The sequence below is a fragment of the Mariniluteicoccus flavus genome (assembly GCF_054776655.1).
In genome coordinates this window covers 214,861-240,885 of record NZ_BAAHBN010000006.1, presented here as the reverse complement: position 1 = coordinate 240,885, position 26,025 = coordinate 214,861, and the positions used below count along the sequence as shown (strand labels likewise).

At 70.7% G+C, this 26,025-nt stretch carries 23 protein-coding genes and 3 pseudogenes; 8 read left to right on the top strand and 18 right to left on the bottom strand.

Going from position 1 to position 26,025, the window contains the following annotated elements:
* Positions 1 to 102: 102 nt before the first annotated feature.
* From ACYVAG_RS12130 to ACYVAG_RS12120, 3 genes and pseudogenes are all read right to left on the bottom strand, one after another.
* Positions 103 to 3,081 (bottom strand): glycoside hydrolase family 2 TIM barrel-domain containing protein, encoded by a 2,979-nt coding sequence (locus ACYVAG_RS12130; RefSeq protein ID WP_460770002.1) that lies wholly within the window; start codon positions 3,079 to 3,081, stop codon positions 103 to 105.
* Positions 3,082 to 3,112: 31 nt separating this feature from the next.
* Positions 3,113 to 3,720, bottom strand: a pseudogene (locus tag ACYVAG_RS12125) (glycoside hydrolase family 2 TIM barrel-domain containing protein); the annotation flags it as partial.
* Positions 3,721 to 4,046: 326 nt separating this feature from the next.
* A complete protein-coding gene (locus tag ACYVAG_RS12120) occupies positions 4,047 to 4,904 on the bottom strand; it encodes a glycoside hydrolase family 16 protein (protein ID WP_460770000.1) in 858 nt (285 codons plus the stop codon).
* A gap of 300 nt (positions 4,905 to 5,204) precedes the next feature.
* Here ACYVAG_RS12120 and ACYVAG_RS12115 point away from each other — a divergent pair.
* The 3 genes and pseudogenes from ACYVAG_RS12115 to ACYVAG_RS12105 all read left to right on the top strand — a co-directional run.
* Positions 5,205 to 5,327, top strand: a pseudogene (locus ACYVAG_RS12115) (hypothetical protein); the annotation flags it as partial.
* A gap of 419 nt (positions 5,328 to 5,746) precedes the next feature.
* A pseudogene (locus tag ACYVAG_RS12110) lies at positions 5,747 to 5,926 on the top strand (DUF3798 domain-containing protein); the annotation flags it as partial.
* Between the two features lie 17 nt (positions 5,927 to 5,943).
* Positions 5,944 to 6,258, top strand: coding sequence for a substrate-binding domain-containing protein (locus ACYVAG_RS12105; RefSeq protein ID WP_460769999.1), 315 nt, complete (start codon positions 5,944 to 5,946; stop codon positions 6,256 to 6,258).
* A gap of 2 nt (positions 6,259 to 6,260) precedes the next feature.
* Here ACYVAG_RS12105 and ACYVAG_RS12100 read toward each other — a convergent pair whose 3' ends face one another.
* On the bottom strand, positions 6,261 to 6,788 hold the full coding sequence (locus ACYVAG_RS12100; RefSeq protein WP_460769997.1) for a TetR/AcrR family transcriptional regulator: 528 nt from the start codon (positions 6,786 to 6,788) through the stop codon (positions 6,261 to 6,263).
* 353 nt (positions 6,789 to 7,141) lie between these two features.
* Here ACYVAG_RS12100 and ACYVAG_RS12095 point away from each other — a divergent pair, with 353 nt between their 5' ends.
* On the top strand, positions 7,142 to 7,813 hold the full coding sequence (locus ACYVAG_RS12095) for an FAD-dependent monooxygenase (protein ID WP_460769996.1): 672 nt from the start codon (positions 7,142 to 7,144) through the stop codon (positions 7,811 to 7,813).
* Between the two features lie 102 nt (positions 7,814 to 7,915).
* Here the strand turns inward: ACYVAG_RS12095 and ACYVAG_RS12090 are convergent, their stop codons facing one another.
* From ACYVAG_RS12090 to ACYVAG_RS12080, 3 genes are read right to left on the bottom strand one after another with little or no spacing between them, the layout of a single operon-like run.
* Entirely contained in the window at positions 7,916 to 8,932 is a 1,017-nt protein-coding gene (locus ACYVAG_RS12090) for an NADP-dependent oxidoreductase (RefSeq protein WP_460769995.1), read from the bottom strand.
* A 38-nt stretch (positions 8,933 to 8,970) separates the two neighbouring features.
* Entirely contained in the window at positions 8,971 to 9,627 is a 657-nt protein-coding gene (locus ACYVAG_RS12085; RefSeq protein WP_460769993.1) for a VWA domain-containing protein, read from the bottom strand.
* 28 nt (positions 9,628 to 9,655) lie between these two features.
* Entirely contained in the window at positions 9,656 to 9,967 is a 312-nt protein-coding gene (locus ACYVAG_RS12080) for a hypothetical protein (RefSeq protein ID WP_460769991.1), read from the bottom strand.
* Between the two features lie 132 nt (positions 9,968 to 10,099).
* On the opposite strand from ACYVAG_RS12080, the gene ACYVAG_RS12075 reads away from it, so the two are divergent.
* Positions 10,100 to 10,729, top strand: coding sequence for a maleylpyruvate isomerase family mycothiol-dependent enzyme (locus ACYVAG_RS12075; protein ID WP_460769989.1), 630 nt, complete (start codon positions 10,100 to 10,102; stop codon positions 10,727 to 10,729).
* 45 nt (positions 10,730 to 10,774) lie between these two features.
* Here the strand turns inward: ACYVAG_RS12075 and ACYVAG_RS12070 are convergent, their stop codons facing one another.
* The 3 genes from ACYVAG_RS12070 to ACYVAG_RS12060 form a co-directional block, all read right to left on the bottom strand.
* Positions 10,775 to 11,347, bottom strand: a complete 573-nt coding sequence (locus tag ACYVAG_RS12070) for a TIGR03086 family metal-binding protein (protein ID WP_460769988.1) — start codon at positions 11,345 to 11,347, stop codon at positions 10,775 to 10,777.
* 70 nt (positions 11,348 to 11,417) lie between these two features.
* Entirely contained in the window at positions 11,418 to 13,151 is a 1,734-nt protein-coding gene (locus ACYVAG_RS12065) for a fumarate hydratase (protein ID WP_460769986.1), read from the bottom strand.
* Positions 13,152 to 13,226: 75 nt separating this feature from the next.
* On the bottom strand, positions 13,227 to 13,604 hold the full coding sequence (locus tag ACYVAG_RS12060; protein WP_460769984.1) for a cytochrome b5 domain-containing protein: 378 nt from the start codon (positions 13,602 to 13,604) through the stop codon (positions 13,227 to 13,229).
* A gap of 61 nt (positions 13,605 to 13,665) precedes the next feature.
* Here ACYVAG_RS12060 and ACYVAG_RS12055 point away from each other — a divergent pair, with 61 nt between their 5' ends.
* The gene (locus ACYVAG_RS12055) at positions 13,666 to 14,547 is read left to right on the top strand and encodes a TetR/AcrR family transcriptional regulator (RefSeq protein WP_460769982.1); all 882 of its coding nucleotides are present in this window, start codon (positions 13,666 to 13,668) and stop codon (positions 14,545 to 14,547) included.
* On the opposite strand, the gene ACYVAG_RS12050 is transcribed toward ACYVAG_RS12055, so the two are convergent.
* A complete protein-coding gene (locus tag ACYVAG_RS12050) occupies positions 14,538 to 15,125 on the bottom strand; it encodes an alpha/beta hydrolase (RefSeq protein WP_460769980.1) in 588 nt (195 codons plus the stop codon). The two genes, ACYVAG_RS12055 and ACYVAG_RS12050, sit on opposite strands and share 10 nt — an antisense overlap.
* A 242-nt stretch (positions 15,126 to 15,367) precedes the next feature.
* Between ACYVAG_RS12050 and ACYVAG_RS12045 the strand changes: the two genes are divergently transcribed.
* Positions 15,368 to 15,895, top strand: coding sequence for a PadR family transcriptional regulator (locus tag ACYVAG_RS12045; protein WP_460769979.1), 528 nt, complete (start codon positions 15,368 to 15,370; stop codon positions 15,893 to 15,895).
* A 1-nt stretch (position 15,896) separates the two neighbouring features.
* Here ACYVAG_RS12045 and ACYVAG_RS12040 read toward each other — a convergent pair whose 3' ends face one another.
* Positions 15,897 to 16,046 carry a DLW-39 family protein gene (locus ACYVAG_RS12040; RefSeq protein WP_460769977.1) on the bottom strand — a complete coding sequence of 50 codons (150 nt, stop codon included), beginning with the start codon at positions 16,044 to 16,046 and terminating at the stop codon, positions 15,897 to 15,899.
* Between the two features lie 95 nt (positions 16,047 to 16,141).
* On the opposite strand from ACYVAG_RS12040, the gene ACYVAG_RS12035 reads away from it, so the two are divergent.
* Entirely contained in the window at positions 16,142 to 16,741 is a 600-nt protein-coding gene (locus ACYVAG_RS12035; protein WP_460769975.1) for a hypothetical protein, read from the top strand.
* A 57-nt stretch (positions 16,742 to 16,798) separates the two neighbouring features.
* Here ACYVAG_RS12035 and ACYVAG_RS12030 read toward each other — a convergent pair whose 3' ends face one another.
* From ACYVAG_RS12030 to ACYVAG_RS12005, 6 genes are all read right to left on the bottom strand, one after another.
* On the bottom strand, positions 16,799 to 17,875 hold the full coding sequence (locus ACYVAG_RS12030) for a glycoside hydrolase family 88 protein (protein WP_460769973.1): 1,077 nt from the start codon (positions 17,873 to 17,875) through the stop codon (positions 16,799 to 16,801).
* A 101-nt stretch (positions 17,876 to 17,976) separates the two neighbouring features.
* Positions 17,977 to 18,846: an endonuclease domain-containing protein gene (locus tag ACYVAG_RS12025; protein WP_460769971.1), complete on the bottom strand. Its 870-nt coding sequence runs from the start codon at positions 18,844 to 18,846 to the stop codon at positions 17,977 to 17,979.
* A gap of 199 nt (positions 18,847 to 19,045) precedes the next feature.
* Positions 19,046 to 20,938 carry a hypothetical protein gene (locus tag ACYVAG_RS12020; protein WP_460769969.1) on the bottom strand — a complete coding sequence of 631 codons (1,893 nt, stop codon included), beginning with the start codon at positions 20,936 to 20,938 and terminating at the stop codon, positions 19,046 to 19,048.
* Positions 20,938 to 22,395, bottom strand: a complete 1,458-nt coding sequence (locus ACYVAG_RS12015) for an MFS transporter (protein ID WP_460769967.1) — start codon at positions 22,393 to 22,395, stop codon at positions 20,938 to 20,940. The genes ACYVAG_RS12020 and ACYVAG_RS12015 overlap by 1 nt, the downstream gene beginning before the upstream one ends.
* Complete coding sequence (locus tag ACYVAG_RS12010; RefSeq protein WP_460769965.1) at positions 22,386 to 24,170, bottom strand: hypothetical protein; 1,785 nt, start codon at positions 24,168 to 24,170, stop codon at positions 22,386 to 22,388. The genes ACYVAG_RS12015 and ACYVAG_RS12010 overlap by 10 nt, the downstream gene beginning before the upstream one ends.
* Positions 24,158 to 25,957, bottom strand: coding sequence for an outer membrane protein assembly factor BamB family protein (locus ACYVAG_RS12005; protein ID WP_460769964.1), 1,800 nt, complete (start codon positions 25,955 to 25,957; stop codon positions 24,158 to 24,160). The genes ACYVAG_RS12010 and ACYVAG_RS12005 overlap by 13 nt, the downstream gene beginning before the upstream one ends.
* Positions 25,958 to 26,025 lie beyond the last annotated feature (68 nt).

Sequence of the window (26,025 nt, the reverse complement as noted above, 5' to 3'; positions counted from 1 at the left end):
TCCGAGCGAGCGCCAGCGAGACGAGGAGAGCCGAGCGAGCGTTCTGTCGACCTCCGCTCCTCGTCTCGGCCGCCGCCGGCCTCGCTCGAAGAACGTCCAGCGTCACCGCCCCCGGAACGTCAGTCCCAGCTCGAAATCGCGCGGGGTCAGCCAGTTCTTCCACTGGGGTGGCGACCCGCACGCCGCCGAGCCGATGGCGTGCAGGGCGACGTCGAGGTTCAGCCAGTGGTGGCCGTCCCGGACGAGTTCGCCCCGACTCCGGGCGGCTGCCAGATGCTCGGACGTCCACGGCCGGAACGACACGTTCATCGGCGCGTCGGCCTCGATCGCCAGCGACTGCCCCCCGCCGCTGACCTCGGCCCAGGTCACGTCGGCACGGTTGCCGTTCTCCTGCGGCACCACATAGGGCGTCTGGAGCTCGTCGATCGCGAGCGACCACCGCCCGATCCGCTGGGCCTCGAAGGTGTCGGCGTACGCCTCCCCCGGCCCACGTCCGAACCAGGTCAGCCGGTCGAGCGTCGCGGGAAGGCCGAGCCGTAGCCCGACCCGCGGCAGCGTCGGCCCAAGATCGCCGACCACGCGGCCGCTCACGTCGAGGCGCAGAGCGCCGTCGGCCTCCGTCCATTTCCACGTCGTCTCATAGTGCGCGTTCGTGGCCGCCGGCCCGTCGTGGGTGACGACGCAGACGCCGTCGGACTCGTCCACCGAGACGACTCGGTGTTCGAGCCGATCCAGCCCGACACGGTGCCAGGAGTCGGCGGCGTCGGCGCGATGGCTGCCGATCCGATCGTTGTCGGTCGGCGCGCGATAAAGGTCGAGCGCCGGGCTCACGACATCGATGCCGCCGATCGAGCGCAACTGCCCGCGGGCGTCGAAGGTCACGTGGTCGAAACCGACGATGCGTTCGGAACAGCTTGCCAGCGTGGCTTCGACTCGCTGCGCACGCTCAGCCAGCGTGAGATCGCTCTGGCTGAGCGAGCGCCCCTCCTCACGTTGGCTGAGCGAGCGCAGCGAGTCGAAGCCCACCCTCCCCTGCCCGAACGTGACCTCGTGGCCGGCCTCGACCCAAGCCGCGTCGTCGGCGAGCACCGCCCGCACGGTGAGTACGCCGGCCTGCTGCGTCGGCAGCGCGATGGTCACCCGCTCGCCCGGCACCACAGCAGGAACCGCCAGCTCTCCTCCGACGACCCGCTCACCGCGGCCGTCCACCAGCTCCCACTCGAACCGCAGATGCCCCAGATCGCTGCTGTGGTGAAGGTTCTCGACCACCACCTCAGGACCCACGATCACGCGCACCGGCTCATAGACCTTCTTCAGCTCCAGCAGGCCGGGGGACGGCGTACGGTCGGGCAGCACCAGCCCGTCGATGACGAAATTGCTGTCATGCAACGGTTCGCCGAAGTCGCCGCCATAGACGTGCTGCCTCTGCCCGTTGACGTCGCGGGCGATCCCGTGGTCGATCCACTCCCAAACGAAACCGCCGGCCAGGCGCGGGTGGCGCTCGATCAGCGCCTGGTAGTCGCGCACCTCGCCGGGCCCGTTGCCCATCGCGTGGATGTATTCACACAGGATCAGCGGCTTCGGCGGCACGTTCTCGCCGTGCTCGCGGAACGCCAGCCCGCCATAGACGTCGCGGTCGGGCTTCCCGCCCGTCGCGAGCGCCTCGGTCTCCTCGAGGTGGGGATACATGCGGGAATACACGTCGACGTACGCGCACGCGTAGTCGCCCTCGTAGTGCACTGGTCGGCTCGGGTCACGGTCGCGCGTCCACTCGGCCATCGCGGCGAGGCCGGGGCCGGTGTGGGATTCGTTGCCCAGCGACCACATCACGACCGACGGGTGGTTCTTGTCGCGCTCGACGGTGCGCTGCATGCGGTCGAGCATCGCGGGGAACCAGCGCTCGTCCTTCGCCGGCACGCCCTCCCAGCCGATCGGCTCGAACCCGTGGGTCTCGAGGTCGCACTCGTCGATGACCCACAGCCCGTATTCGTCGCACAGGTCTAGGAACCGCGAGTCCGGCGGATAGTGCGACGTCCGCACCGCGTTCACGTTGTGGCGCTTCATCAGCAGCACGTCGGCGATCATGGTGTCGAGATCGAGCGTACGCCCGGTCTCCGGGTGCCATTCGTGGCGGTTGACACCGCGGAACACCAGCGGGGATCCGTTCGCCATTAGGACTTCCCCAGCGATCTCGACGGTGCGGAAACCCACCATCAGCGTGACGGTCTCGCTGTCGGTCGCCACCTCGACGACGTAGCGCCGCGGTGACTCCGCCGACCAGGGCTCGACCCCGTCCAGGCGGCGCTCCTCGCCGGGCGCCAGTTCGAGCGCCAGCTCGGGGACGCGTACGCGGGCCTTTCCGCCACTCACGTCGACCCGCAGCGTGCCGACGCCGTCGGTCCAGTCGGCGTGGGCGAACACGTCGTCGATGCCGCCCGCGGGGCGCGCGATGAGCGCCACCGACCGGTGGATGCCGGACAGCCACCACATGTCTTGGTCCTCGAGGTACGACGCCGCCGACCACTTGTGGACGCGCACGGCCAGGACGTTCTCACCCGGCACGAGCTGTTCGGTGGCGTCGAACTCGTGGGTCAGGCGCGAGCCGGTGGCGGTGCCGAGAAGGACACCGTTGAGGAAGACGGCGAAGCACGAGTCCACGCCGTCGAAGCGCAGCAGCGCGCGCCCGCCCTCGCCCGCGAAATCCTGCGGGGCAAAGAATCGCCGGCGATATTCGCCGGTCGGGTTGGCGTCGGGGACGTGGGGAACGTCGATGGGGAAGGGATACAGCACGTTGGTGTAGGCGGGCAGGTCCCACCCGAGCGGGTCGTGACCCGGCCACCGCGAGGCGATGTCGGTCATCTGCCACGCCGACGGCACCGCCAGCTTTCGCCAGTCGGCGTCGTCGAAGTCGCGCTCCTCGAACCCCGGAGTCGCGTCGGCCAGCGACGGCACCCAGCGGAACGCCCAGTCGCCGTCGAGGTCGAGGCTCGGCGCCGAGGTCGTCAGCCGGGCCCGCGGCGGCAGCGCCCCCGTCCCGGGGGAGACGTCCTCCACGTAGGTGAAGTCGACGGCTTGGGTCATCGGGAATCCCCTTCTGGGTCAGTGAATGCGATCAGGAAGCGTGCTGGCCGGGTGAACCCGCCCAGCGGCGGCGCAGGTGGCGGGCCAGCAACTTGGGCTGTCGGTCGCGGGTGAACGCGCCCTTCTTGTTGCTGGCCACACGCGTGACGCCCGAGACCGTGGCGAAGTCGGCGAAGTTCCACACGTGCTCGCCCACGACGGCGTCGATGGAGTCGAACACGCGATGCAGCATGTCGAGCATCGCCACCTGGTATTCCTCCGACCACGGCAGCGGCGGGTGCAGGTGGAGCCCGTGACGGCGTCGGCGCCGTATTCGGTGATGATGATCGGCTTGTTCTCCGTCGCCCGGCCCTCGAGCTCCTCACGCGCCACGCGCTCGGCCTCGGCGAGGTCGCCGGCCGCGACATACCAACCCCAGTAGCGATTGATCATGATCAGGTCGGCGAACCGGCTCACCCGGCACTGGCCGTGGGGCGCCGAGCCCAGGTTCACGAACCCCACCGGCCGGGTGGGGTCGCGCTCGCGCGCGACGTCGAACAGCGGCGCGAGATAGCGCTCCGACGCCTCGGTGCCGCTCTCGGGCTCGTTGGCGATCGACCGCGTCACCACGCACGGATGGTTGCGATCGCGGGCGATGGTGCGTACGCGGCGCTGATACCAGACATCGCCCACATGGTCGCGGACGTCGTCGGCGGCGCTGAGGTCGTTGTAGCTGGCCGGCACCGCCATGGGCGACGGGTCGCGCAGGGGGCTGGCGTACCAGTGGTCGGTGGTGCCCTCACCACTGGCGTCGAGATTGAAGTCCCAGACGCCGTTCAGGGGCAGGCACTCGCGGGTGGTCGTGTGCTGGGGTCGCAGCATGTCCTCTACTCCTTGGGGAGATTCCACCCTGTCATGGGCGATGGTCCTCCGATCGGCAACCCCCTCCCCGGTCCGCCCGACCGGGGAGGCGGCGCCGCGTCATGTCACTTCCCCTTCGACGTCTGCCACACCCGCACGTAGTCGACCTGGAAGTCGCTCGGCGCCCTGTTGGGTCCCGCCCAGATGCCGACGCTGTTGATCAGGATGATGTAGTGCATGAAGTCCTTGGTGTATGGCTGCACGCCGACGACCTCACCGTCGTAGCGGAACGTGATCTCGGTCGGCCTACACTCGTACGACATCGTGTGCCAGCCGCTGAGCGGCAGTTTGGCGCCGCCGACCTGGCCGTTCTCGGTGTGGATGTGCCACTGGGCGGTCGAGGCGAGGCACTCGTAGAGGTCGATCTCTCCCTGCACCGGCCACTTGTGGCCGTTCGTCCACGCCGACGAGAAGTTGGAGCAACCCGGTGCACCGTTTGCGCGCGGTTCGATGTGCACACGCGTCTCGAACACGCCCCGGGCGAACTCGAACTTGCGCGACGTGTTCACGTGGGAGCCCGTGAACTCCATGTTCTTGGGGACGTTGTCCCCGCCGTTGCACGTCGACTGCCGCTGCTCGAGCCTGAGGTGGAGCGAACCGCCCGACACGCTCACGTTGTTCTTGTCATAGCAGGCGCGCTCGCTCTTCGTGACCGGGCCGCTGATGCCAGTGGCGTCATCGTGCCAGCCCTCCGACCAGCCGTTGTTCCACACCGAGGTGTCGAGGGCGGTGTCGCTGATCTCGTCGTGGAACTTCAGCCGATATTGCTTGTTGCGCTCGATCCGGAGCGGCTGACAGGCCGGCGTTCCCTTGTCACACACGACCTGCGGCGGTGCGGACGCGGAGGCGACGGTCGGCTGCCGGCCGGCGGCGACGACGAGCGATGAGGCGGTGACTGCGAGGAACTTCGTTGTTCTCTTCATGAGGAATCCAATGTCCGTAGGGGTTTCAGGAGTCGATGGTTCTCGGTGCAGTGGTGCGAAAGCCGCGCGCTCGCCGGTTAAGCGGTGCTCGTTGACCAGCACCGCCACCCCCTCCCCGGCCGGCAGGCGCAGGGCCTCACCCACGGCCACCTCGTGCGTCTCTCCGGTCCACAGGTCGCGCCAGCGACCAGGCTCCACGGCCAGCGTCAGCGCCGTTCCGCCGCGCTCGGCCGGCGTCGGCCCGACCACGGCCCACGCCCGCCCGTCTTCGCCAGGTTGTCGAAGATCCCCGGCAGGTTGATGACGACCGGGGCCGAGGCGGTTGGAGTTGAACTCGTCGTTCCAGGCGAGCCTCCAGTCGCGCGCCTCGCGGGCGTGTCGACAGGGGCTGTGTCCCAGGCGGTCAACGACAGCGGCCGCATGCGTGAGGAGACCCGCGTACGCATCATGCAGGCCGCCGACCAGCTCGGCTGGCGCCCCAGTTCGGCGGCGCGTGCGGTGAACGGCATCCAGCCCATGGCCGTCGGCCTCGTGGTCCGCCGAGACACGCGCGTGCTCGACGAGGATCCCTTCTTCGCCAGCTTCCTGTCCGGCATCGAGACCGTGGCCTCCCAGCACGACCTCGCGGTGTCGCTGCGGTTCGTGACGAACCAGCGCGACGAGGACCAGGCCTACCGGATGATGTGGAGCGAACGGGCCGTACGCGGGTTCCTCGTCACCGACCCGCGAATGGACGACCACCGGCTCGACCTGCTGCACGAGCTCGAGGCCTCGGTCGTCGTGACCGGTGACCCCAGCCCGACACGCGGTTCTCGAGCTGTCACCACGAGTCCGCGGCGGCCATCGACGAGGCGATCGGCGCCCTGCGCGAGCTGGGCCACGACAGGCTCGCGTACGTCTCGGGACCGGCGGAGTTCGTGCACAGCCACCGCCGTCGCCACCTGTTCGAGGAGGCGTGCGAACGCCTCGGGATGACCTTCGTGGCGGCGACCGCCGCCGACTTCAGCCTGGCGGACGGGGTGACGGCGGCCGAGCGACTTTGGCCGATGGCACGTTGGCGGGCGCGGTCGCGTTCGGCAACGACGCGATGGCGCTGGGGGCACTCACGGTGTTCGCGCGGGAAGGGATCCGGGTTCCCGACGACGTCTCGATCCTGGGCTTCGACGGCATCGCCATGGGACGGTTCGCGGTCCCGACGCTGGCGACGATCGCCTGTGACTATGTCGAGCTGGGCCAGGAGTGCACGTCGCTGCTGCTGGAGCGGGCGGCCGGCGCGGCCGTGGAGCGCCGCGTGCTCGAGGCGCGCTGGGTGCCGGGGGCGTCGGTGTCGGCGCCGGCGGGTGCGACGGCCTGAACTCAGGCCAGGAGCCGGAGCACCGCGCGTTCGACCTCGTCGGGGTCGAGGGTGCGCGTGCCGATCGTGAGGGCATGGAAGAGCACGCCGTCGAGATAGTCGACGAGTGCGCGGGCGCGGCCGTCGACATCGTCCACCGCGAGGCCCGACAGGAGGTCCACCAGCAGCGCCCGCAGGCGGTCGTGCTGAGGCGCGAGGTCGATGCCCGGCTCGACGGCCAGTGCGAGCCGCGCGCGCTGGGGGCCGGGATCGGCCAACTGGACGGCGACGAAGCGGGAGGCGAGGCGAGCCACATCGGCGACAACGGCGACCGGCGCGAGGTCGAGCTGGGCTGCGAGGGCCACGTCCCGCGCCTCGATCGCGTCGGCGACGGCACCGACCAGCGCGCTCCGGGACCGGAAGTGGTTGGAGGTCGTGCCGACCGGGGCGCCCGCCTCCGCGTCGACGGCGCGGTGGGTCAGAGCCCGGGTCCCGCCGTGGGCGAGCACGCGTACGGCCGCGTCCACCACGGAGGCGCGTCGATCGGTCACGGGGTGGACCCTAGCGGGGCATGTGCACTACATCTGTAGTAGCGTGGGCGCTTGATCACCCTTGACGTCGTCGGCGGCGGGGTCGCCGGACTCGCCCTCGCCGCGGGGCTCGACCCCGCGCGGTTCCGCGTGCGCCTCCACGAGCGCGAGCCGGAGCAGCGTCGCCTGGCGACGGTCTATGGCATGTGGCCGCACGCGATGCGTGCCCTGTGGCGGCTGGGGCTCGACGAGCGCGTGCGGGTCGAGGGCATCCGGGCCGAAGGCGCCTCGCTGTTCACGGCCTCGGGGCGCGTGCTGACGCGGCCGCCGGCCCCGACGACGTCTGGCTGGTCCCGCGGCCCACCCTGCTGGAGGTGCTGGACGCGGCGGTGCCGGTCGAGGTCGAGCGCCACTGCTCCCGGATCGACGATCCGGCGGCGCTGGACGGGGACCTCCTCGTCGGCGCCGATGGAGCTCACTCGATCGTCCGGAAACACGTGTGGGGGCAGGGATCCCGGCCGACCGGCACCCTGGCGCTGCGCGGCGTGGTCGCCGGCGAGGTCACCGACATCAACCCCGGACAGGTCGGGCTGCACGAGTTCTGGGGCCGCGGCCTGCTGTTCGGGATGTCCCCCAACTCCGGCGGGACGACGAACTGGTATGCCGCCATGCACGAGTTCGACACCGACCCGGCCGCAGGGATCTCCTGGGCACGCGAGCATTTCGCGGACTTCCCCGCGCCGGTGCTGCGGGTCCTCGAGCGGGCCGACCCCGCGGCGACCGTGGTGAACCGCGTCGTCGAGGCGCCGAGGCTGGCCTCGCTCGTGCGCGGGCGGCACGTGCTCGTGGGCGACGCGGCCCACGTCATGTCGCCCAACCTCGGTCGAGGCGCCTGCGAGGCGCTGGTCGACGCGGTGACGCTCGCCGAGGAGCTCAGCACGAATCCCCTGGGTCAGGCGCTGCGCGCCTATCAGCGCCGGCGGCTTCTGCCCGGCCAGGGGATCCGGGTCGCCTCCGCCGCGGTGCGCCCCCTCGCCTTGGGCTGACCCGGATGTCACGAAACGTCCACTCGATGGCCCCGGAGCGGCCCTGCCGCCGATCTGACCGTTCGAGTGGACGTTTCGTGACACTTTCCGGGGCGCCAGACCTCAGTCGGCCACCTTCACCAGCGTCTTCCCGAAGTTCTTCCCCGCCAGCATTCCGCGGAACGCCTCCACCGCGTTCTCGAGCCCGTCGGTGACGTCCTCGCGGTGGCTCACGCGGCCCTCGGCGACCCAGGAGCCCATGTCGGCAAGGAATTGCGGCATCTGCTCGCCCGCGAACTCGGTCTGGATGAACCCGCGGATCGTGAGGCTCTTCATGAGGATGCGCCCCATCAGCTGCGCCGAGCGATCCGGCCCGTCCGGCAGCGACGTCGCGTTGTAGCCCGCCACCAGCCCACACACCGGAACCCGCGCGTACGTGTTCAGGCGCGGCAGCACCGCGTCCCAGACGTGGCCGCCGACGTTCTCGAAATAGACGTCGATGCCATCAGGCGTGGCCGCCGCCAGCTGGTCGGCGAAGTCGTCGGCGCGGTGGTCGACGGCGGCGTCGAACCCCAGCTCGCGCAGGTACGCGACCTTCTCCGGGCCACCCGCGATGCCGACCGCCCGGGCGCCTTTGAGCTTCGCGATCTGGCCGACCGCCGAGCCCACCGGTCCGGTTGCCGCAGCAACCACAACGGTCTCGCCCGGCTTGGGTTGGCCGATGGTCAGAAGCCCTGCGTACGCAGTGAACCCCGGCATGCCGAGCACGCCCAGCGCGGTCGACACGGGTGCGACCTCGGGGTCGAGCCGACGCAGGTAGGACGTCGGCTCGACCGAGTGGGTCTGCCAGCCCGCGTAGCCCAGGACGAGGTCGCCCGCCGCGAACTCCGGGTCGCCGCTCTCGAAGACCCGCGAGACCGTCCCGCCGACCATGGTCTGGCCCAGCTCGACGGGGGCCGCGTACGACTCGGCGTCGCTCATGCGCCCACGCATGTAGGGATCCAGCGACAGATAGAGCGTCTCCAGCAGCACCTGTCCCTCACCGGGCGCCTGGAGTTCGGCGGTCTCGGTGCGGAAGTCGGTGGGCTGGGGCTCCCCGTGGGGCCGGTTGGCCAGGACGATGCGTGTGGTTGTCGTCATGTCAGCGACAACACGCGTGAGCGGCCACTATTCCCCGATCAGTTCCCCGCCGACCGGCGCCGCTCCTCCTCGGTGAACGCCGAGGCGATGCGGGCCGCCTGCGGGGCCGCGCCCCCGCGTACGGCCTCCCGATAGCGCGACACCGAACTCGCGAGGCCTGTGTAGGAGTCGGCCGACTGGCCGCGGTCGTAGGTCATCGCGCGGCCGGCCTGGATGCCCATCTTCGCGCCGACCTCGATGGCGTCCTGGTCGGAGCCCATATACATGAACGTCCAGCCGTACGCGTCCTCCTGCTGGCTGATCAGCGTCTTGATCGCGTCGTAGGTGAACTCGGTCGAGGAGTTCTCGAGGCCGTCGGTCATGATCGCGACGATCACGGACGCGGGTCGACGGTCCTCGGGCAGTTCCCGCAGGCGGTCGCCGAGCGCGATCACCGAGCGGCCGATGGCGTCCAGCATGGCGGTCGAGCCGCGGGGGTGGAGCTCGAGCGGCCGCACCCGGTCGATCGGCAGGGCGGTGAACACCGCCTCGTATTCGTTGTCGAACTGGGCCAGCGACACCGTGCACTCGCCCTCCTGGGCGCGCTGCTCGGCGATGAAGGCGTCGAACCCACCGCGGACGTCGTCGGCGATGGTGACCATCGAGCCGGAGCGGTCGAGGAGGAACTCGATGTGGGTCAGGTCGGCGTCGGTCATGGGCGGTCCTTTCGTCGCGGGGTGAACTTCAGGGACCCGCCTTCGAGCGGCGCTCGACGGCGAGGTCTTCGGCCGTGACGCGGCCGGCGGGGGCGTACGCGCGGAACGTCGGCGCCTGACTGAGGCGCGCGGCGACCGTGTTAGGGGCGAGACGGGCGTCGGCGGCGAGCTGACGCAGGGACGTGCCGAGCAGGGCCGACTGGGCCATGGCCTCGGAAAACGCCTTGTTCACCAAGGTTTCCGCGACGCGCAGGTCCTGCACCGCCGCGCGCGGATCGGTGCGGTCGATGCGGGCGATCAGCTCGGCGAGCTCGTCGAGGGTCGTGGTGAGGTCATCCATGGATCGAGAATAGGCGCAAGGATTGCGCATGTGCAAGTATTGCACACGTGCAGTTCTTGCGTGCAGTTCTTGCACTCCTACTGTGCAAGATGGGAGAAGTGGCGGGGACCGCGGGTGGGCAAGGATGGGGCCATGACCCCGATCGACGTCTGGCCCGCCGTCCACGCCGAGCGCCGCGCGCTCATCGATGACCTGTCCACCCTCGCGCCGGCCGAGTGGGCGACGCCCTCACTCGCCGCCGGTTGGACCGTGCACGAGGTCGCCGCCCACCTCATCGACAACGCGTGCGTGACGCCGTTCGGCCTGGTCCGCGCGATGGCCGCCGCACGGTTCGACTTCGACCGCCAGAACGCCAACGGCGTACGCCGGGCCAGGGGCGCGACGCCTGCCGAGACGCTCGAGCGCCTGCGCGCGGTGGCCGACCGCCGCACCGGACCGCCGACGTTCATCGCCGCGCTGGAGAGCCGGCTGGTCGAGGAGATCGCCCACGGGGAGGACATCCGGCGGCCGCTGGGCCTCACGCGCGCCTATCCGGTGGACGCCGTCGTCGCGGCGATCGGCTATCAGGTGCGGACACCCGACGCGATCGGCGGCGCGAAGTCGCTGGTCACCCGCGTACGCCTGGTCGCCGACGACGCGGACTTCGCGGTGGGTGCGGGGCCGGACGTACGCGGCCCCGCGCTCGCGCTGCTCATGGTGAGCAGCGGGCGGCGGCACGCGCTGGGCGAACTGTCGGGCGCAGGGGTGGAACTCGTGCGTTGACTGAGCGACCAAACCACCGTTGACTGAGCGACGAAGGAGTCGAAGTCAGGAGACCTCTCGGCCCACCATCGCCAGCAGCCGGTCCGCCGGCGCCCCGGAGCGCGGCGTACGCGAGGGCCCGAACAGGCCCTCGACGCCGTCCGGGTCCACGCGCGGCTCCTCGTACGCGAGGCAGGCCTCCACGCACTCGGGGTCGAGCGTGACCGGGATCTTCGCCCCGCGGGCGATGTCCCACGCGTGCACGACGAGGTCGACGAGCATCTGGTTCGCGTACTCGGCCGCCGAAGCCGCGCCGTAGGACATCTGGATCTGCTGCTCGGGGTCCGCGGATCGCCACGCCTGCAGGGAACGCGTGATCGCCTCGCTCCAGGCGTCGACGGGTGCCTCGCCCAGGACGTCACCGTCGAAGTCGTCACCGACCTCCTCGATGGTGGCCCCGCCCAGCAGGCGCGGGACCCACAGGTGCTCGGCGGTGAGGTGGTTCACGACATCGCGGACAGTCCACCCCTCGCAGGGGGACGGGTCGGCCCAGCCCCCGTCGGGGATGCGCTCGATGACATCGGTCGCGATCCGTGCGGCGCGGGGCAGCAGGGGGATGGCTCTGGAGAGGTCGGACATGGTGGCTCCTCGACTCGCTTCGCTCGCTCGGAGAACGGATGGACTGGCTCGCTCGCAGAACGCTACGCCTCTACCGGGACGGCACCTCCGCCGGCGCCGAGTCGATGTCCGGGCGCGTGGAGATCGTCATCGCGATCGGCTTGCTCACCGACGCGAAGAAATCGTTGCCCTTGTCGTCCACCACGATGAACGCCGGGAAGTCCTCGACCTCGATCCTCCACACCGCTTCCATGCCGAGTTCCTCGTATTCGACGACCTCGACCTTCTTGATGCAGTCCTGCGCCAACCGCGCGGCCGGCCCGCCGATCGAGCCAAGATAGAACCCACCGTGAGCGGCGCACGCGTCGGTCACCTTCTGGGACCGGTTTCCCTTGGCCAGCATGACCATCGAGCCGCCCGCGGCCTGGAACTGGTCGACGTAGGAATCCATGCGCCCGGCGGTTGTCGGCCCGAACGAACCCGACGCCATGCCGGTCGGCGTCTTCGCCGGGCCGGCGTAATAGACGGGGTGGTCCTTCATGTACTGCGGCATCTCCTCGCCCGCGTCCAGCCGCTCCTTGATCTTCGCGTGGGCGATGTCGCGCGCGACGATGAGCGTGCCGGTGAGCGAGAGGCGGGTCTTGACGGGGTGCTTCGCCAGCTCGGCACGGATCGCGTCCATCGGCTGGTTCAGCGACACCTTCACCGCCGCACCCTTGCCGGTGCCGGAGACTCCGGCGGAATCCTCGTCCAGCTGGGAATCCACGGTGTCGGGGAGATATTTCGCCGGCTCGAACTCGAGCTGCTCGATGAACACACCCTCGGGCGTGATCTTGCCCAGGCACTGGCGGTCGGCCGAGCACGACACCGCGATCGCGACGGGCAGCGAGGCGCCGTGGCGGGGCAGGCGTACGACGCGGACGTCGTGGCAGAAATACTTCCCGCCGAACTGGGCGCCGATGCCGAGCCGGCGTGTCAGCTCGAGCACGCGTTCCTCCATCTCGAGGTCGCGGAAACCCCTGCCCGTCTTGGCATTCCCGGTGGTGGGCAGTGTGTCGAGATAGCGCGCGGACGCGTACTTCGCCGTCTTCAGCGCGAACTCGGCCGACGTGCCGCCGACGACGATCGCGAGGTGATAGGGCGGGCATGCCGCGGTGCCGAGCGAGCGGATCTTCTCCTCGAGGAACGTCATGATCGAGTCAGGATTCAAGATCGCCTTGGTCTCCTGATAGAGGTACGACTTGTTGGCCGAACCCCCGCCTTTGGCCATGAACAAGAACTTGTACGCGTTCTCGTGGCCGCGGATCGTGTCGGCGTACAGCTCGATCTGGGCCGGGAGGTTCGAGCCGGTGTTCTTCTCCTCGAAGAACGTCACGGGTGCGTTCTGCGAATAGCGCAGGTTCAGCTTCGTGTAGGCGTCGAAGACACCGTGGGCCAGTGGCTCCTCGTCGACACCCTCGGTCAGCACGTGCTGGCCGCGCTTGCCCATGACGATCGCGGTTCCGGTGTCCTGGCACATCGGCAGCACGCCGCCCGCCGCGATGTTCGCGTTCTTCAGCAGGTCGAGCGCGACGAACTTGTCGTTGTTGGAGGCCTCGGGGTCGTCCATGATCTTCCGCAGCTGGGCGAGGTGGCCCGGGCGCAGGAAGTGGGCGATGTCGTGCATCGCGGTCTCGGACAACAGGCGGAGCGCCGACGGCTCGACCTTGAGGAACGTGCGCCCGTCAGGGCCTTCGACCGTCGACACTCCCTCGGTGGTGAGCCGGCGATAGGGGGTCTGGTCCTCCACGATCGGCAGCAGGTCCTCGTACGCGAACTCGGTCATCGGTCACTCCTCGCACTGGTTTCTTCGCCCGTCATCCTCCCACCTGCGGGCCGCGCCGATGGCCGAACCCCCGAATCACGACCCGAGTCGGCCCACCACCGGCAGCTTCTCCAGATAGGCCTTCGCGTGGCTCGATCCGACGAACTTCTCCGTCGCGTCCGTCCCCGCGCGGACGCCGTGGTGCTGCCCGCGGGCCCACTTCGGGAAGGCCGCCATGTCGTAGACGACTCCGTTCACCGCGAGGTAGCACTTCGCCCCCTGGTCGCAGGTGGCCGCCGCCAGCTCGGCCCGGCTGACGGTCACCGTGTCGATCCTCGCCTGCTCCTCGGGCGAGAACGTGACCTGCAGCTTGACCGGGTCGCCGACGTTCGGGTCGGGCGGGGACAGGTAGGCGTACGCCACCCCTGCGATCACCAGGACCGCGACGACAATCAGCGTGATCTTCCACCACATGGGTTCCTCCTCCGGTCGCATGAGACACGGTGTCTCACCTTCATGTGAGACACTATGTCGCATGTCAGGTCCAGTGAAACCCGGGGACACCCCGAGCGGCCCCCGATCCGACTCCGTGGCCGAACGGATGCTCGACGTCGCGGTCGCCCAGATCGAGGCCGAGGGGATGGCCGTCGGGCTCGACCAGGTGCGCATGGAACGCGTCATCGAGGCGGCCGGGGTCTCGCGCGCCACCGCGTACCGACGCTGGTCGAACCGCGACGCCTTCGTCGCCGACGTGCTGGTTGAGACGGTCCGGCGCACGTCATTGATCCCCGAAACCGAGCAGGAGGTGGGCCAGCTCGTCGCCCTCGTCGCGGCCCGGCGGGGCGAGCTCCACACCCGCCAGGGTCGCCGCGACCTGGTGGTCGAGGCCCTGCGCATCTCCATCGACCTGGACGTCCGCCGCATCATGGCATCGCCTCGCTGGCGCACCTATCACTCACTGTCGGCGACCTATCCGAGTCTGCCTGCGGGACGGGTTCGGGACGCCGTCGGCGGCGCGCTCATCGAGACCGAGCGCGCCTTCTGCGAGCGCCGCGCCGGGATCTACGCCAACCTGGCGGGGCTCGTCGGCTATCGCCTGGTGCCGCCGCTGGCGGGCCACGAAGGGTTCCTCACCATGGCCGGCGCGGCGGGCGCCATGATGACGGGGATCGTCACCCGCACGCTCCCCGACCCCGCGTGGCTCGACCGACGAACACCGGGCGCGCTGTTCGGCGCCTCCCGGGAGGCGGCGTGGTCGGACCCCGAGCGCTTCGTCGTCGGTCTCGTGCTGGGCCACATCGAGCCCGATCCGACCCTCACGTGGGACAGCGGCCACGTCGACGCGCTGCTGGGCGCGTTCGCCGATCAGGTCAGCCAGATGTACGCAACCTCCGGCCACCCGCCGTTTCAGGCGTAGTCGCCCTTCACCCACCGCGTCGTGCGCTCGAGCACCGGCGTCGGCTGGTCGAGCAGCGGGCCGCCGAACAGCATCGAATAGCCGTGGCCGCTCGGCGCCTCCATCACCGCCTTCTGAGCGGCGGGGATCTCCGGCAGCGCCCCCTTCGCGTTGGCGAGGTCCTTGGCGTCCTCGGGGGAGAACGCCAACAGGGTGGGCATCGTCGCCTTCTTCGCGTCCGCGGTCAGGTTGCACTCCGAGCCCCACGTCGTGACGCCGGAGAGGTCGACGACGGCGTCGGCCTTCACGTCGGTGGCCGAGCGCAGGGCGACCGAACCGCCCATCGACGCCCCCACGAGGACGACGCGCTTCGCACCCCCCGCGCGGGCGTGGTCGACCGCGGCCTTCACCTGGGCGACCTGCTGCCCCTTCACCCCGTCGGGGCACGACGTCGCGCCGTAGCCGCAGAACTCCACGAGCATCGCCCTGACCCCCTTCGAGGCCAGGTGGCGCGCGGTCGGCACCATGCCGCACAGGCCCTTGCCGGAGGTCTGGTGCAGCAACACCGCGACCGATTCCCCCGACCCGGTCGTGGCCACCTGCAGCCGGCTGCCGGAGGGCCCCGCGATCACCTCGCCGGTGGCGATGAGGTCGTCACCACACCGGTCTTGACGTCGTACGCCGCCGGCTTCGGCTGGGGCGTCGGAGTGGCGGAGGCGATCGGGGCGGCGGGTGAGGCCTGGGGTGCCGAGGGGGGCGTACCCCCGCAGGCGGTGAGGAGGAGGGCGGCGGCTGGAACGATGACATATGTCTACTTAGACATAGTCGTACCCTAGGCACCGTGGCCACACTTCGCTATGCCCTCCTCGGATTGTTATGCCGGCGTGACGCCACGGGCTATGAACTGAGCAGGTCGATGGAGCGACCCCTGGGCTATTTCTGGTCGGCGCGCCACAGCCAGATCTATCCGGAGCTCGGCGAGATGGAGGCGGCCGGACTCGTGGGTCACCGGGAGGTCGCCGGGCCGGGACCACGCCCGACGAAGCGCTATCACGTCACCGAGGCGGGGCGAACGGCGATGAGGGTGTGGCTCGAGGAACCGCTGCGCCCGGGGGCCGCACGCAACGAGTTGCTCCTACGCGTCTACAGCCTCTGGCTGGCGGACCCGGATCACGCACGCCGCTTCCTGGCCGAGCAGCGCGCGGAGTGCGTCGAGCAGATGGCGGTCTATGAGTTGGAGGCCGAGAACCTGCCCGAACCGGCGATGGACACCCCGGAGTTCTGGAACTGGGCGACGCTCCAGAACGGCCTCATGCAGGTCCGCGCGAAACTCGCGTGGTTCGACCTGCTGCTGGACCGCTTGGCGTGAGTCAGCGTCGATCCTGGGTGGGGCGTCCCTCGATCGGCTCGGTCGCCACGGCCCACAGTTCGGCCTCGGCCTGGGCGCGGCGGGTCTGGCGCACCATCACCGCGGTGGTCGCCCCGAGCGCGAGGCCGGCGAGGATCAGGAACCTGTTCATGGGGCAAGGCTACGGGACGGCGTACGCGGGCGCTCCCGGCGCGTGTCCCCGCAGGTCTGCGGGGTTCGCGGTCCGTCAGCGTCTACGGTATGGGCATGACCGCTCCGCGTCCCCTCGCCGCCCTCGCCGTCGCCGTCAGCCTCGCGACCGCGCTGACCGCGTGCGGCAAGGATCCGGGGACGACGCCCCCACCCGGCCCTTCCTCTTCAGCCCCCGCCGGGGCGCCGGGAGGCCCCGCGCAGCCCTCCTATGACCCGACCGAGGCGCCCACGAGGCCGCCCGAGGGCACCGAGTTCAGCTTCGACCAGGCCGCCCGCTATGACGACGGCGTGCTCATCGAGATCGGCGACATCCACGCGACCACGGCGACCGGCACCCAACACGGCGCCGAAGGGACCTCCGGCCAGGTCGTCATCGCCGAGATCGTGGTGACGAACAAGTCGGGGGCGCCGTTCGTGACCGACACCATGAAGGTCTGGGGCTACTACGCCGGCGTGGGCGCGCCGAAGATCGTCGACTCGACCGGCGCCGTGGGTGACTCGTTCCGCGGCACAGTCGCCCCCGGTGGTCAGGCCAAGGCCGTGATGGGGTTCGTCATGCCCCATGACCAGCTGGGCGACATCACGATCGAGGTGGACGGCGGCGACGACGCGCACGGACCACTGCAGTTCACGGGGACGGTGCCGAAGCGCTGACTCCTCGTCTCGCTGGCGCTCGCTCGGAGAACGGACCCGGAGTGCCCAAGCTCTGACTCAGGCCCCCAGCTCGTCGGCCCGGACGGCGGCCATCAGGTAGGCCGCCATGCCATAGCTCATGTTGGTCAGGCGGGGGGTCAGGCGATAGCCGAGGCCCGGCACCAGCGGCACCGGGATCGTGGGGCCCGAGACCTCCGGCATCTCGAGTCCCTTCTTCCCCTCGCGCAGGGCGGCGCCCACCGAGTCGAGGGCAGCCAGGCCGCGGTCGGCGTACTCCTCGTCGAGGACGCCGAGCCGATGACCGTGCAACCACCCGGCCCCGACGAGCGCGGTGACCGACAGCTCGCGATAGCTGCGGGGATCGGTGAGCAGGGTGGTCCACGCTCCGTCGGCGCGCTGGAGCGGCAGGAGTGCCGCGCTGGTGCGACGGAGGATGCCGGCGATGGCGTCGGTGCGCGGGTGGTCGCCGATGGATTCCATGATCATGGGAAGCGCGGCGACGACCCAGCCGTTGCCGCGGCCCCAGAAGGTGCCCGCAGCGGGGAAGGCGCGGCCGGTTCGCTGCCACCACGAATGGGACCACAGCCCACTGGCCGGGTCCTGCATCAGGGCGGCATAGGCCTCGGGCTGCCGGGCCGCGGTCTCGATCATGGCCCGGTCGCCGGTGTCGCGGCCGTAGCGGGCCGTGAACACGCCGAACATCATGAGCGAGTCCACCCAGACGGAGCGGGGATAGAGCCGCCCGATCAGCGAAGGGCCGAGGTGGTTCGTCGCGTCCCCGATGAGGCGGGGCTCGTCGCGGATGTAGTCGACGACGCGATCGGTGAGGGCCCGATAGTCCGGGTCACCGGTGAGCTCGGCCATGGCGTGGGTGACGAGGCCGGGCGCGGCGAGGTCGGACTGGTCCACCCGCGGTGGGTGAGCGACCCAGTGGTCACACCAGGCGCGGAGCCAGGGCTCGTGGCGGAGGGGGGCGTCGGGTTCACGGAGGGCGAGGCGCGCGTCGAGCAGCGTCAGGCTGAACCCGAACAGGGCGGGCCCCCACGTCCAGGGCAGCACGAAGCCCCGCCCGAGGTGGTCGTCGCACACGCCGTCGGCGAGGCGGGTGGCCAGGTCGAGCGACGGGTGGGACACGTCACGAGCCTACGCGGTAGGGGCTGGGTGTGACTTTTCGCTCGCCAGTGAGGATCTCGAAGCCTCAAACGGGCTCGAGATCGTCACTGATGAGCGATCTGTCACGCGCATCGCGACGCCCGGCGGGCCTCGAGCGCCTGACGGATGATGCGAAGGACGTAGTCGGGATCGTCCCTGACCATGGTCGTGGTGATGTTCAGCACCAGCCATCCCGCGAGCGTGAGGTCGTTGCGCCGGCGCCGATCCTTCTCGAACGCCTCCGAGTCACTGTGGTGGGTCCATCCGTCCAGTTCCACGGCGACCATCTCGTCGCGGAAGGCGATGTCGAGGAAATAGCGCTTCCCGGCGGCCCTCACGGCAAGGTTGCCGTGCCAGCCGCTCAGTCGCGCCCGGCGGAGCAGCGCGTGCAGGTCCCGCTCACCGCTCGACCAGGGGTGCTTGATCGACTGGGCGACGATCCGGCGACGCCGTGCGTTGCCCGGCGTGTGGGTCATGGCCTCGACGGTGGCGAGGAGCACGTCGTGGTTGAACAGGTCTTTCCTCAGGGCGTCGTCGACGATGTCCGACCCGGTGCGCGTGGCGATCTCGAGCACGGTCCACGCCGGCGCGGTGTGGGGCAGGGGGAACCGGAAGACGTGGCGGTCGGGAATGGTCCCCCGCCCCGCACGGAACCATGGCCGGCCGAGGCGCCACTGCCGCGGCGAGACGAAGGTGAGGATCGGTGGCCAGCGGCCCTTGGCCAGCTCGAATGCAGAGGCCGCCTCGCGGGTGAACACGGCCTGGGGATCGTAGGCATGGATGGCTGCCGCCCTCACCTCCCCCCACTCCTGCGTGCCGGCCCGCACGACGACGCCCGGCAACGGGCTGATCAGCGTGCCACCGGAGACGAGCCGGTTCACGCGCGCATAGTGCGACGACGAGCGGGGCACCCGGATGGCTGAGCGACCGCGGAAGAGGTCATCGAGATTCATGCCGGCACCATGGCGGCGAACCCCGCGAACGGTTCGTCTCGCGGCGAATCTGTGGACAGAGAAAAGTTCTGTCCACAATTTCGGGATTCCCTTCACACGGTGCGACTTTTCGCTCGTCAGTGACGATCTCGGGGCCTCAGGAGGGCTCGAGATCGTCACTGGTGAGCGATCTGTCACGCGCACCGGCCCGAGACCCTGTTCAGGCCCGCGTGCTCCACCGCTGGCCGTCGCACTCCACCGCGATCGCGTCGGGGAAGCGCTCCGCCCGGCCCCACGGCGAGTCCAGCCGCGGATGTCGGGTCACGACCGTTCGGCCGTCCACCAGGGCCGGCCCGTCTCGGTGCACCGCCACCACGCGACGCCCACCCGCGGCCGACAGCCCCGCCACGTGCCACGTGGTCGTCGCCGGGCGCGCCACCACGCGCGTCGCCACCAGCGCGGCCAAGAACTCCTGGGCTCCCCCCGACTCGCCGACGTCGGAGCACGCGACGCCCCAGGCCGTGAGCCTCCCGCTCTGCACCAGCTCGTTCGTCTCCCCGTCCTCGATCGCCGACGAGCCCACCACGCCGATCAACGAGTCGCCCGCGCGCCCCACCACGACGCGCTCGTCCCGCACCACCTCGTCGAACCGGTCGGACGAGAACCACAGGTGGCTCAACTGCCGTCGCGAACGCTCCAGGAACCCCCGGCGCGGCGACAGGTCGTGCACCACCACGAGCAGGTTCTCGTCGGCCACCACGTCCGGGTTGATGCCGTTGCCCACCCACGCCGACGGCGAGAACCCCCGCGCGGTCTCCTCGAACAGCGGCGCCGCGGGGTGGGTCGAGAAGACCGTGATGTCACCGGGGAGCGCCGCGGTCCACAGCAGCTGCTGGTCGCCGAATCCCCTCGGCCGATAGCGCTGTGCGGCCGACAGCAACCAATGGGGGGTACGGGTGGTGACCACGTCCGCACGCTCGATCGCGATGCCCTGCGCGGCCGGGTTCAACACGCGGACCACCCACGGGGCCAGACCGGTGCCCGCCAGTGGCATCGTCCACGACAGCGGCCGCAGGAACGTGTTGCGAGACATCCGCCAGGCCCTCATGCACCGCGCCGTGAGGTCGGCCGACCCCGTGGTCACGAACGCCTCCATCAGCCACAGGAACGCCCCCGTCGTCTCGACCTCCTGCGGTCCCCCGACCTCGCCGACCACCTCGTCGACGTCGAGGCCGTGGGACACGCGCACCGTTGCTGGCCTCGGGTCGTCGGCGATCGCCCGGATGGCGGCCGGCACCTCGTAGTCGCCCAGGACGAAGGTCGCCGAAAGGCGCGAGAAGTCGTACGCGTGCTCACGTTCCCGCGGCCCGAACGCCCGCGCCAGGATGTCGTTCACGTCGGCCTTCGCCGGGTCCTGCTTCTGGGCCGCGTACGCCCGGCCCGACGACGCGACGAAGCGCCCGTCGAAGCGGTGCATCGCCATGTCGAGCATGAGCAGGTCGAGGACCGTCCTTGCCGCTGCGACGAGCTCCGGGTCCTCGCCGTGGTCCACCAGCAGCGCCAGCGGCGCGACGTCCTCCTCGTAATAGGTGTTCGACAGCCATTCGGTGAACCCGTAGCGCAGCCGATGCCCCAGCCACCTCCCCAGCCGCTCCGCCCCGCGCGCAGACCTTTCGCGCCCGGTGAAGCCGCCGTTGGTGAATCGCCTGTCGGGGAAGAGCTGGCCCGCGATCAGCTCGCAGGTGGCGAAGATGGCCTGGTGGTTCTCCGACCAGAAGCACATGCCGTCGTCGCCGGGCTCGTCCATCCAATACTTGAAGCCCAGCACCGTGGATTCCAGCCTGGCCAGGGCTTCCGGCGACAGGAGGTCGGGCCACGCGCACAGCACCTTGAGGATCGTCACCAGCCGGAAGTCGGCGCAGTCGTGGCGGGCGTCGACGAAGTCACACAGCGCGAGCAGCCCCGTCTCGTCGCAGGGGCGCCCGGCCGCGAGGTCGGCGATGCCGGCGAACGACGAGGATCCCATCTTCACCGCCATGCCGGGGTCGGCCGAGACACCGCGGGCGCTCGTGTCGGCCTTCGGGCCCTCGTGGGCGCGGTGTTCGCTGGCCATCACGCGGGCCCGCCCGAGGCCCCGGATCCCACTCCCGGAACCACCGCGTTCTCGGCCTCCCGCAACTCGGCCAGCCGCGGCTGCATCTCCCGCGTCACGCGGATCGTCAGCGGATAGCGCCTCGCCACGAACCACCCGATCGTCAGCAGCACAGCGATCCCGACGAACATGATCAGCCGGATCCCCCACACCGCCGCGCCGGCCTGCGGAGCCCCCCGCAGCCCCGGCTGATAGCCCGTCACCTGCAACACCAGCCCGATCACCTGCAGCGTCACCGCGGTCCCCAGCCCGCGGGTGAACGTCATCAGGCCGCCGAACGACCCGGCGTCACGACGACCGGTCTCGAGCTCGGCCGCGTCGAGCACGTCAGGGAACATCACCCAGGGCAGCAGTTGCGCCCCCGCCATGCCGATCGCGAGGGCGGCGCCGGCCACATAGACCCCGACTGCCGGCCCTGTCCGCGGATAGAACGCGATCACCGCGATCGCCAGCAGCGCAAGGGGAATGAGCGCCCCATAGAGCCGGTTCTTCGAGACCTTGGTGACGAGGTGGGTGACGATCGGGAACGCGATGACGTTCACCACGATGAACAGCGCGAGCAGCGTGAAGGAGCGTACGCCGACGACCACGTTCGCCGCGTAGTAGAGCACCATCGCCGAGACGATGTCCCAGGCGATGGCCTGGCAGAGGTACATACCCATCAGAAAACGCATCGGCCGCACTGTCAACGGGGCAAGGAATCCCGCGAAGAACCGCAGCGGTGCGCGCTCGGGTGGGAGGGGTACGCGCTCCCGGCACACCACCGCGACCAGCAGCACCAGGCAGGCGAACAGGCCGCCGAAGCCGAGCACGAGCCACGCGTACAACGCGGTGGCGGACAGCGATCCCTTCTGGAACGACTCCAGCAGCTGCGTCGCGACCAGCGTCACCGTCGCGCTCGCGACCGTCGAGAACAGCAGGCGCAGGGTGTTGACGCGATCCCGCTGCAGCGGGTCGGTCGTCACCTCGGTGGAGAACGACGCGTACGGCACCGCGATCGTCGTCTGGATGGTGTTGTAGACGATGTAGGACCCTATCGCCCACGCCATCTTCGCGACCTGCGACGAGACGGGCGGCGACGGGTTCCACAGCAGCGCCATGCCGCCGATCAGCAATAGGCCGCCGACGAAGATCCACGGTCGGCGTCGCCCCCAGCGCGTCCGCGTGCGGTCGGAGAGGGCGCCGGTGAGGGGGTCGTTGATGGAGTCCCAGACCTTGGCGACGAGGACTGCGGTGCCGGCAAGGCCGGGCGCGAGGCCGACGACCTCGGTGAGGAAGAACAGATAGACCACGGCGATGAGTGAGCTCGCGCCGCCCGCGAAGACGTCACCGGCGGCGAACGCGAACCGCTCGGCGACCGTCATCGGTCCGGGCGTACGCACGGGACCGCCCGAACCAACCGAACTCCTCAGCGCCATCGCGTCTTCTCCACGTTCTGGTCGAACCAGGCCTGGGGCAGCTCGTCCAGCGGCCCCTTCTCCTCCACCAGCAGCGGGAAGATCTGGAACTCGTCACCGGCGCGGGCGTCGCCGCCCTCGCGGCCGCGCAGGGCGAGGAGGAGGCCGGCGGCGCAGACCGCATACAGCAGAGAGCCGCCCATGGTCTCGTCGCCGATGTTCTCGAGGAGGCCGAGGTTCATCACACCGCTGCCCGCGGCCGCGGCGTGCATCGCCACGGCACTCGCCACCAGGGTGAGGTTGGCGGTGCCGACCAGCACCCGCGACGCCGCCGGGAAGCCGCGCGAGTCGTGACGCGTGAAGCCATATTCGGTGAGCTGGCGCCACGCCAGGCCGAGCAGCAGGCCGCCCGTGGTGCCGGACACCGTCGCCAGGAGGCTGAACGGCTCGTCGAGGACGCTGCGGAAGGGATAGACGGTCGTGACGATGAAGACCGACCCCACCGCCAGCCCGCGGTCGGCGGACAGCCGCCGGGTCACGAGCAGGTACGCCAGGACCGCCACCGCCAGGCCCGCCACCGCCAGCAGCGACTGCGCGTGGTTGAGCGGGAATCCGGCGAGGTTGGCCAGGGGGACGTATGCGGTGTGGATGCCGACCGCCGCGACGATCATGGCCGCGGCGGGGCGCGCCCTGCGCGCGAGCGCGACACCGCACACCAGCGCCACCGGCAGGGCTGCGACCTGCAGCGCGACCCCCGGCACGACCGGCAGCGACAGTCCCCACCAGCCGAGCAGCTGGTCGATCGGGAAGGGGCCGAACATCACCACGGAGAACACGATCGCGACCGCCAGCGACACCGTGGGCCACCCCTGGACGAGGTCGTCGGGATCGACCTGGACGCCCGGCCGGTCACCGCGCGGGACGAAGCGCAGCACGCCGAGCCCCACCAGCGCGGTCAGCACGAACAGGGTGAGGGCCGACGCGATGCCCAGGGGCGTGTTCACCGGGGATCGAAGGGCGAACACGGCCGACACGACGGAGGCGACCACCAGGCCACCGAGGAGCGCGGCCCCGATGGGGCGCGCCCGACGCCCCGTCATGACCGCCTCCCACGTGCCGCGCGCCGCCCACGACGCCGTGGAGATCGTCAGCTCGGCCATCGCGGCACCGGCCATCAGGACCGACGGGGTCGCCCACATCAGCACCGTGAAGGACAGCAGCGCGATCTGGACGACCTGCTGCGCCCCGACGAAGGACTCGCTGGGCGACTGCGCGAACATCATGCGCGCGACCAGCCCCGTGCCGATCACCGCGAGGGGCACGACGACCTCCCACGGCGAATAGTGCGACCGCCACCGCAGGGCGGCGAACGCCACGAGCACGACGACCTCGATCGCCATCACCAGTTTCAACATCGGCGACTCGACCAACAGCGGGTTCTGCGTCGCGAGGGTCATCACCACCAGGAGTGCGGGGACGCGTACCCAGGGGTTCACGTGCAAAGCGGCCGCGTACGCGAGGGCGAGGACCAACGAGATCGCCATCAGGAACGGGCCCAACGTCAACCAGGGCAGGGAGAGGTCGCCCCAGTGCACCAGCGTCATCCCGCGCAGCGTGCCGGCGAAGATGGCGATCGCGGTCATCGCGGTGTAGACGACGAGGCCAACGACGACGAACGGAAGCAGGTGGCGGGGCCAGGCGTCGGTGCGGCGCAGCGAGCCGGTGCGGATGGGCTCGACGATGGCGCGGCCGAGGACGAAGCGGGCCACGGTGCCGATGCGCCTCAACGGATCCACAGCACCTCACCCGCCGTGTCCTGACGGTTGGCCGCTCCCTTGGGCGCCGACGACACAAGGGTGACGCCGTCGCGCGTGAACTGGATGCGGGCCTCGTCGATGGGCGCGTCGAGCGCGACACGGAGGCGCTCGTCGCCGTTGGCCGCCAGGGACACCACGTGCGTACGCGTGGCCACGACCCAGCCGCGGTCGTCGGCGGCGACGTCGAGCGCGCCGTCGAGATGGGCGACCTCCGCGAGGGTCGTGGGATCGATGAGGGTCAACGCGCCTCCGCCGTACGCCGCGAGGTAGCCGTGCGCCGAGAGCAGGCGCGAGGTGCGGCGCCCCACGGCCGCGAGTCCCAGCGCCCGCACCTCACCGGAGACCGGGTCGAGGCGCAACATCTCGCCGCCCAGGTGCATCGTCACCACCGCCCCGTCGGGCGCGATGGCGACCGCGCCGCTGGCGTCCTTCTGGTCGAACACCTTCGTGCCACTGGCGGCATCGAGTGCAACCACGCCGTCGTCGGAGGTCATGACGAGCACGCGGCCGCCCGCCACGACGGGGGCGGTGGTCCCGCCCCCCTGGATCGAGGTCGCCCAGCGCTTGGCGCCGTCGACGAGCGAATAGGCCGCCACCTCACCCGACATCGTCGCCACCACCACCGCGTCGTGGCCGAGGGCGGTCACCCCGCCGGGCGCGAGGTCCTTCAGGGTCGCGGTCCACAGGCGGCGGCCCGACGCGTCGTACGCCGCGAGGCGCTTCGTGCCCGTCGTCGCCACCACCGTGTCGCCGACGACGTCGAGGTGGGCGATGGCGCCACCGGGCTGCACCCACCAGCGCGAGAAGAGCGCGGGTCTGCCGTTCGGGCCGTCGCCGGGCTGCCAACCGGTCAGGGACGACGCGAGGATGTCGGCGGTCACGACCGTGCCGTCGGGCAGGGCGACACCGGGAGTCGCCTCGGGGGACGGGTCGTCGGGCTGCCACCCCATGAGGGGGTCGCCGTTGAGGTGGGCGGGGCGCACGACGCGCGGGGCGTCGGGGAGGCTCCGCCGCTCGGCCCCGCCCAGCGGCGGCGGGGGCCAGGGGCCCGACCACGGCGTACGCAGGGAGCCAAGCATCGGCGTACCGCTCACGACGCCACGGCCGGGGCACCACGTCGCGCGCTCCTCCCGCGGGACCCCGCCGATGGTGGTCTCGCCGTGGACGTCGAGGCAGCCGCGGTCGCGCAGGGCCGGGTCGGTCGGGACGGTGGCGAGCGAGCGATTGGTGACCTCGACGACGCGCTCGCCCATGCGGCCGCGCGCCGAACTCGTCCACGAGCGGCCCGGCGCGACGTCGGGCGGCAGCTCGAGCAGGCCCCGGTCGAACGCCACACCCCCACCCTCGATGCCGCCGAGGGCCAGGATGAGGTGGACGCCGGAGGGGGTCAGTGCGTGGAGGCGGAACTCCCCGGCGGGGGCGGCCGCCGACGGTCCGGCGGCCGGGGCGTCGGCCGCGAGGGCCGGGCGTACGGATTCGCGCCAGAACTCCGTGTTCTTCGGGTCGGCGTCCTCGGGCGGGCGGGCGGCCTTGACGGCAGCGCGCGGGGCGGCCAGCAGGGCGGCGGCCCCGCGTACGCGACCCGAGTCGACCGACGCGGGCTCGCCCTCGGGGCCGAGGGCGACGCGCTCGAGGCGGCCGTCACCGGCCACGAAGCGGGCGACGCCGTCCTTCGCGGGGGACGGCGGGGCCGAGAGGGCGATGCCCATCACCCCGATCCATGCCATGACGACCACCGCGATGATCGCGGCCAGCCATCCGCGCATGGGCCGCACTGTACGGGGCGGACGTGTCCCGTCGGCGACGACGCGGGGGGGCCCGGGAATATCGCCGC

Excerpts from the sequence above, each read along its gene's own strand:
- ACYVAG_RS12130 (WP_460770002.1), bottom strand. The coding sequence starts at position 3,081 with ATGACCCAAGCCGTCGACTTCACCTACGTGGAGGACGTCTCCCCCGGG.
- ACYVAG_RS12120 (WP_460770000.1), bottom strand. The coding sequence starts at position 4,904 with ATGAAGAGAACAACGAAGTTCCTCGCAGTCACCGCCTCATCGCTCGTC.
- ACYVAG_RS12090 (WP_460769995.1), bottom strand. The coding sequence starts at position 8,932 with ATGACGACAACCACACGCATCGTCCTGGCCAACCGGCCCCACGGGGAG.
- ACYVAG_RS12085 (WP_460769993.1), bottom strand. The coding sequence starts at position 9,627 with ATGACCGACGCCGACCTGACCCACATCGAGTTCCTCCTCGACCGCTCC.
- ACYVAG_RS12080 (WP_460769991.1), bottom strand. The coding sequence starts at position 9,967 with ATGGATGACCTCACCACGACCCTCGACGAGCTCGCCGAGCTGATCGCC.
- ACYVAG_RS12075 (WP_460769989.1), top strand. The coding sequence starts at position 10,100 with ATGACCCCGATCGACGTCTGGCCCGCCGTCCACGCCGAGCGCCGCGCG.
- ACYVAG_RS12070 (WP_460769988.1), bottom strand. The coding sequence starts at position 11,347 with ATGTCCGACCTCTCCAGAGCCATCCCCCTGCTGCCCCGCGCCGCACGG.
- ACYVAG_RS12065 (WP_460769986.1), bottom strand. The coding sequence starts at position 13,151 with ATGACCGAGTTCGCGTACGAGGACCTGCTGCCGATCGTGGAGGACCAG.
- ACYVAG_RS12060 (WP_460769984.1), bottom strand. The coding sequence starts at position 13,604 with ATGTGGTGGAAGATCACGCTGATTGTCGTCGCGGTCCTGGTGATCGCA.
- ACYVAG_RS12055 (WP_460769982.1), top strand. The coding sequence starts at position 13,666 with ATGTCAGGTCCAGTGAAACCCGGGGACACCCCGAGCGGCCCCCGATCC.
- ACYVAG_RS12040 (WP_460769977.1), bottom strand. The coding sequence starts at position 16,046 with ATGAACAGGTTCCTGATCCTCGCCGGCCTCGCGCTCGGGGCGACCACC.
- ACYVAG_RS12035 (WP_460769975.1), top strand. The coding sequence starts at position 16,142 with ATGACCGCTCCGCGTCCCCTCGCCGCCCTCGCCGTCGCCGTCAGCCTC.
- ACYVAG_RS12025 (WP_460769971.1), bottom strand. The coding sequence starts at position 18,846 with ATGAATCTCGATGACCTCTTCCGCGGTCGCTCAGCCATCCGGGTGCCC.
- ACYVAG_RS12020 (WP_460769969.1), bottom strand. The coding sequence starts at position 20,938 with ATGGCCAGCGAACACCGCGCCCACGAGGGCCCGAAGGCCGACACGAGC.
- ACYVAG_RS12015 (WP_460769967.1), bottom strand. The coding sequence starts at position 22,395 with ATGGCGCTGAGGAGTTCGGTTGGTTCGGGCGGTCCCGTGCGTACGCCC.
- ACYVAG_RS12005 (WP_460769964.1), bottom strand. The coding sequence starts at position 25,957 with ATGCGCGGATGGCTGGCCGCGATCATCGCGGTGGTCGTCATGGCATGG.